The organism is Streptomyces sp. MMG1533 (assembly GCF_001279775.1).
Lineage (GTDB): Bacteria > Actinomycetota > Actinomycetes > Streptomycetales > Streptomycetaceae > Streptomyces.
On the sequence record NZ_LGDG01000066.1, the window covers coordinates 1 to 5,551 of the forward strand.

The 5,551-nt window shown below is 71.2% G+C and carries 4 protein-coding genes and 1 riboswitch; of the genes, 1 reads left to right on the forward strand and 3 read right to left on the reverse strand.

All coding sequences use genetic code 11. The features are described from left to right. Positions 1 to 208: 208 nt before the first annotated feature. Entirely contained in the window at positions 209 to 580 is a 372-nt protein-coding gene (locus ADK57_RS10465; protein WP_053749120.1) for a PRC-barrel domain-containing protein, read from the reverse strand. Between the two features lie 113 nt (positions 581 to 693). Then, positions 694 to 790, forward strand: a riboswitch (glycine riboswitch). 184 nt (positions 791 to 974) lie between these two features. Between ADK57_RS10465 and gcvP the strand changes: the two genes are divergently transcribed. Next, positions 975 to 3,860: an aminomethyl-transferring glycine dehydrogenase gene (gene gcvP, locus ADK57_RS10470; protein ID WP_053749121.1), complete on the forward strand. Its 2,886-nt coding sequence runs from the start codon at positions 975 to 977 to the stop codon at positions 3,858 to 3,860. 60 nt (positions 3,861 to 3,920) lie between these two features. Here the strand turns inward: gcvP and ADK57_RS10475 are convergent, their stop codons facing one another. Beyond that, on the reverse strand, positions 3,921 to 4,340 hold the full coding sequence (locus ADK57_RS10475) for a TOBE domain-containing protein (protein WP_053749122.1): 420 nt from the start codon (positions 4,338 to 4,340) through the stop codon (positions 3,921 to 3,923). A 59-nt stretch (positions 4,341 to 4,399) separates the two neighbouring features. Continuing rightward, complete coding sequence (locus ADK57_RS10480) at positions 4,400 to 5,503, reverse strand: ABC transporter ATP-binding protein (protein ID WP_053749123.1); 1,104 nt, start codon at positions 5,501 to 5,503, stop codon at positions 4,400 to 4,402. Positions 5,504 to 5,551 lie beyond the last annotated feature (48 nt).

Genomic DNA, 5,551 nt, shown 5'->3' on the forward strand with positions numbered 1-5,551 from the left:
GGGGGCGCGTGCGGGCGGGGTGAGAGGGGCGGGGGTGCGTGTGTGCGGGTCGGACCAGGCAGGGGGCGGGGGTGCCGCAGCCCGGCGTTGCGGGGGGCCGCCCGCGCCCACCCGTGCCGCCCCAGCCGCACGACTGCCCCGGATCGACGGCGTGGGCCGGCCGGGTCGGTTGTGCGGATGGGTGTGGGGTGTGCGCCCTTGGCGCTGGTCAGGTTTCGTCCGTGCCTGCCAGCTTGCCGAAGTCGTGGTCCGGGAAGGGGGGAGGATCGGCCATGTCGAGGCCGTAGTGGTGGTAGAGCTGGAGTTCTTGTTCGGGGGAGAGGTGGCGGCCCACGCCGAAGTCGGGGGCGTCCTTGATCAGGGCGCGGTCGAAGGGGACGTGGAGGGTGCCCTCGATCAGTTCGCTGGGTTCCAGGGGGACGAAGGCGTCCCTGGAGAAGAGGCCGGTGCGTATGGCCGCCCACTCGGGTACGCCGGTCGCGTCGTCGAGGTAGATCTCGTCGATGGTGCCGATCTTGGTGCCGTTGCGGTCGAACGCCTTGCGGCCGATCAGGTTGCGGGGATCTATGTCGGTGCGCACGGGCCCTCCACTGGGTCGCAACTCATCCGTAAGCACCACAAAAGAGCACATTCAGGAAGGCGGCCACTCGAAGCCTCGGGCGCGACCCCGCTGGTACGCTGGCAAGCGGCTGCTGACCCCGTGCGGGAGAGTCCTCCGGACACCATCCGGAGGCGCCGAAGGAGCAAATCCTCCCCGGAATCTCTCAGGCCCACGTACCGCACGGACGAGGTCACTCTGGAAAGCAGGGCGGGTGCCGACGGCGTCGACGGCTTCCGCTCTCACCGACGGTGAAAGCCGGTTGCCCTCGGGCGGCCGGTGAAGCTCTCAGGTTGAGATGACAGAGGGGGAGGCCGTCCGGGTACCCGCGCCGTGGTGACCCTCGAAGGTCGTGTCAGACCAGGAGGCCTCCGTAATGACCGCCCATCGCATTCCGCTTTCCGAGCTCGAGCAGGGAATCCCGTTCGAGTCGCGCCACATCGGGCCCGACCAGGAGGCGCGGGCCAAGATGCTCGCGCAGGTCGGGTACGGCTCGCTCGACGAGCTCACCGCCGCCGCGGTCCCGGATGTGATCAAGAACGCCGACGCGCTGGAGCTGCCGGGCGCGCGCACCGAAGCCGAGGTGCTGGCGGAGCTGCGTTCGCTGGCCGACCGGAACCAGGTGCTCGACTCCATGATCGGGCTCGGGTACTACGGGACCTTCACGCCGCCCGTCATCCTGCGCAACGTGATGGAGAACCCGGCCTGGTACACGGCCTACACGCCGTACCAGCCCGAGATCTCCCAGGGGCGGCTCGAAGCCCTGCTGAACTTCCAGACGATGGTCGCCGACCTCACCGGGCTGCCGACCTCCGGCGCCTCCCTGCTCGACGAAAGCACCGCGGCCGCCGAGGCTCTGGCGCTGTCCCGGCGCATGGGCAAGAACAAGAAGGGCCTCTTCCTGGTCGACGCGGACACGCTGCCGCAGACCATCGCCGTGATCGAGACCCGCGCCGAGCCGACCGGGGTGGAGGTCGTCGTCGCCGACCTCAGCGACGGCATTCCGGCCGAGATCGCCGGGCGTGAGATCAACGGTGTGCTGATCCAGTACCCCGGTGCCTCAGGTGCCGTACGCGACATCAAGCCGCTGATCGAGCAGGCGCACGAGCTCGGTGCGCTCGTGACCGTCGCCGCCGACCTGCTCGCGCTCACACTGCTGAAGTCGCCGGGTGAGCTCGGTGCGGACATCGCGGTCGGTACGACGCAGCGCTTCGGTGTGCCGATGGGCTTCGGCGGCCCGCACGCCGGATACATGGCGGTGCGCGAGAAGTTCGCGCGCAGCCTGCCCGGGCGGATCGTGGGTGTGTCCGTGGACGCCGACGGGAACAAGGCGTACCGGCTCGCCCTCCAGACGCGTGAGCAGCACATCCGACGGGAGAAGGCGACCAGCAACATCTGCACCGCGCAGGTGCTGCTCGCCGTGATGGCCGGCATGTACGCCGTCTATCACGGGCCCGAGGGGCTCAAGAGCATCGCGCGGCGCACCCACCGGTACGCCACGATCCTCGCCGCGGGTCTGACGGCCGGCGGGGTCGAGGTCGTGCACGGCTCCTACTTCGACACGCTGACCGTCCACGTGCCGGGGAGGGCCGCCGAGATCGTCGCGGCCGCACGTGCGAACGGCGTCAATCTGCGGTTGGTGGACGCCGACCACGTGTCCCTCGCCTGCGACGAGACCACACTGCGGGCCCAGCTGGGTGCCGTATGGAGCGCGTTCGGGGTCGAGGGCGACATCGAGGCGCTCGACGCAGCCACCGAGGAGACGCTGCCGGGCGCGCTGCTGCGGTCCGACGAGTACCTGGCGCACCCCGTGTTCCACCAGTACCGCTCCGAGACCGCGATGCTGCGTTACCTGCGCCGGCTGGCCGACCGGGACTACGCGCTCGACCGCGGCATGATCCCGCTGGGGTCGTGCACCATGAAGCTCAACGCGACCACCGAGATGGAGCCGGTCACCTGGCCCGAGTTCGGGCAGCTGCACCCCTTCGCGCCCGCGGAGCAGGCGCAGGGCTACCTCACGCTCATCCGTGAGCTGGAGGAGCGGCTCGCCGAGGTCACCGGGTACGACAATGTGTCGCTCCAGCCCAATGCCGGGTCGCAGGGCGAGCTGGCCGGACTGCTCGCCGTACGCGGGTATCACCGGGCGAACGGGGACGAGCAGCGGACCGTGTGTCTGATTCCGTCGTCCGCGCACGGCACCAACGCCGCCAGCGCCGTGATGGCCGGGATGAAGGTCGTCGTCGTGAAGACGGCCGAGGACGGCGAGATCGACGTCGAGGACCTGCGGGCGAAGATCGAGCAGCACCGGGACGAACTGGCGGTGCTGATGATCACGTACCCGTCGACGCACGGTGTGTTCGAGGAGCACGTCGCCGACATCTGCGCGCAGGTGCACGAGGCGGGCGGGCAGGTGTACGTCGACGGCGCCAATCTCAACGCGCTGGTGGGGCTGGCCAAGCCGGGCCACTTCGGCGGTGACGTCTCGCACCTGAACCTGCACAAGACCTTCTGCATCCCGCACGGCGGCGGCGGTCCGGGCGTCGGCCCGGTGGGTGTACGCGCGCACCTGGCGCCGTATCTGCCGAACCACCCGCTGCAGCCCGCGGCCGGTCCGGAGACGGGTGTCGGGCCGATCTCGGCCGCGCCCTGGGGGGCCGCGGGGATCCTGCCGATCTCGTGGGCCTACGTCCGGCTCATGGGCGGTGAGGGGCTCAAGCGGGCCACGCAGGTGGCGGTGCTCAGCGCGAACTACATCGCCAAGCGGCTGGAGCCGCACTACCCGGTGCTCTACACCGGGCCCGGCGGGCTGGTCGCGCACGAGTGCATCATCGACCTGCGGCCGCTGACCAAGGCGACCGGTGTGAGCGTCGACGACGTCGCCAAGCGGCTCATCGACTACGGGTTCCACGCGCCGACGATGTCCTTCCCGGTGGCCGGCACGCTGATGATCGAGCCGACCGAGTCCGAGGACCTGACCGAGCTCGACCGGTTCTGCGAGGCGATGATCGCCATTCGTGCGGAGATCGAGAAGGTCGGCTCGGGCGAGTGGCCCGCGGACGACAACCCGCTGCGGAACGCGCCGCACACCGCCGGTGCACTGGGCGGGGAGTGGGAGCACGCCTACCCGCGCGAGGAGGCCGTCTTCCCGGCCGGGGTGTCGGTCGCGGACAAGTACTGGCCGCCGGTGCGCCGGATCGACCAGGCCTTCGGCGACCGGAACCTCGTCTGCTCCTGCCCGCCGCTGGACGCGTACGAGGACTGACTCCCGTAGGAGGCAGCGAAGGGCTCCGTCCGGCTGTTCGTCGGGCGGAGCCCTTGTGCGTCACGTCGTCGAGAGGGAGACCTCGGTCGACTTGATCAGGGCGACGACCGAAGCGCCGGGGGCCAGGGCGAGGTCCGTGACGGCGTCCGTGGTGATCACCGCGGTCAGATCGCCGCCCTCGAGGGCGACCTTGACGGAGGCCATGGCACCGCCGGTCGTGATCGCGCGGACGGTGCCCGGCAACTGGTTGCGGATGGAGACTCCCGCGACCGGGGCGGTGGCCAAGGAGACCTCCGTGGACTTCACCAGGGCGTGTACGGCGGACCCCGCGGCGAGGCCGAGTTCCTCGGCGGCCTCAAGGGTGATCGCCGCGGTGAGGTTCCGGTCCCCGGTGAGGCGGACCTTGACTGTGGCCATGACCTCGCCGGGGGTGACGGAGGTGACGGTGCCGGGGAGCTGGTTGCGGATGCTCAGGCTCATGGTGAAGGCCTCGCTGGGGGTGGCGGGGGTGGGGGTCCCACCGTAGTCGGCGGCGAGGTTTATGCCGGGTATGCGTGTGTCTGGGTCGCCTTGAGCGTTGCCCAGACCGTGGCGCCGGGGTGCAGGTCGAGTTCGGCCGCGGCGGCCGTCGTGAGGTCGGCGGCCAGGGGGAGTTCGCCGGTGAGGTCGGCGCGGATCTGGTCGCCGTGGGTCTCCAGGCCTGCCACTTCGCAGCGCCAGAGGTTGCGGGCGCTGGAGCCGGTGGGGCGGTCGCGGTAGAGGGTCACGGCGACCGGGGGGAACGCGACGAAGACCGGTCCGGCGAGGTCCTCCGTGGTGGTGATGGCGGGGCCGGCGTCGAGACGGACCGTGTGGCCTTCGGCCTGCCCTCGGTAGAGGTTCAGGCCGACCAGTTGCGCGATGTAGTCCGTACGGGGGTGGCGGGCGATGTCGGCGGGGGTGCCCTCCTGGACGACCCGGCCGTGCTCGACGACCACCAGCCGGTCGGCCAGCACCATGGCGTCCAGCGGGTCGTGCGTGACCAGGACGGCGACGGCCTCGAACTCGGCCAGGTGGCGGCGGAGTTGGGCGCGCACCTCCAGGCGGGTACGGGCGTCCAGGGCTGCCAGTGGTTCGTCGAGCAGCAGGAGGCGCGGCCGGGTGGCCAGGGCGCGGGCCAGGGCGACGCGCTGGGCCTGGCCGCCGGAGAGGCGGCGGGGCTTGGCGCCGGCGTGGTCGGCGAGACCCATGCGGTCCAGCCACTCGACGGCCTGAGCGCGGGCCTCCGCCTTGGTTGCGCCGTGGCAGCGCGGTCCGAAGGCCACGTTGTCGAGGGCGGACAGGTGCGGGAAGAGCAGGTAGTCCTGGAAGACGACGCCGACCGGGCGGGACTCGGGGGGCGTGCGGTCCAACTCGGCGCCGTCCAGACGCAGATGGCCGCCGGTGAGCGGGGTGAGGCCGGCGAGGGCGCGCAGGGCGGTGGTCTTGCCGGCGCCGTTCGGGCCGAGCAGGGCGACGACGTCGCCGGGGGCGGCGGTGAGGGTGATGTCGAGGCGGAAGGTGTCGCGGTCGACGACGAGGTGGGCGTCGAGGCCTTCGCCGCGGGTGCCTTCGGCGGTGGCGTCGGTTGCGGTGTCGGTTGTGGTGTCGTCGAGGTCGGTCATGAGGGGCGTGTCCTGGAGTGGGGTGGCGTGGGGCGGCGGGGGTTGTGG

Excerpts from the sequence above, each read along its gene's own strand:
- ADK57_RS10475 (WP_053749122.1), bottom strand. The coding sequence starts at position 4,340 with ATGAGCCTGAGCATCCGCAACCAGCTCCCCGGCACCGTCACCTCCGTC.
- gcvP (WP_053749121.1), top strand. The coding sequence starts at position 975 with ATGACCGCCCATCGCATTCCGCTTTCCGAGCTCGAGCAGGGAATCCCG.
- ADK57_RS10480 (WP_053749123.1), bottom strand. The coding sequence starts at position 5,503 with ATGACCGACCTCGACGACACCACAACCGACACCGCAACCGACGCCACC.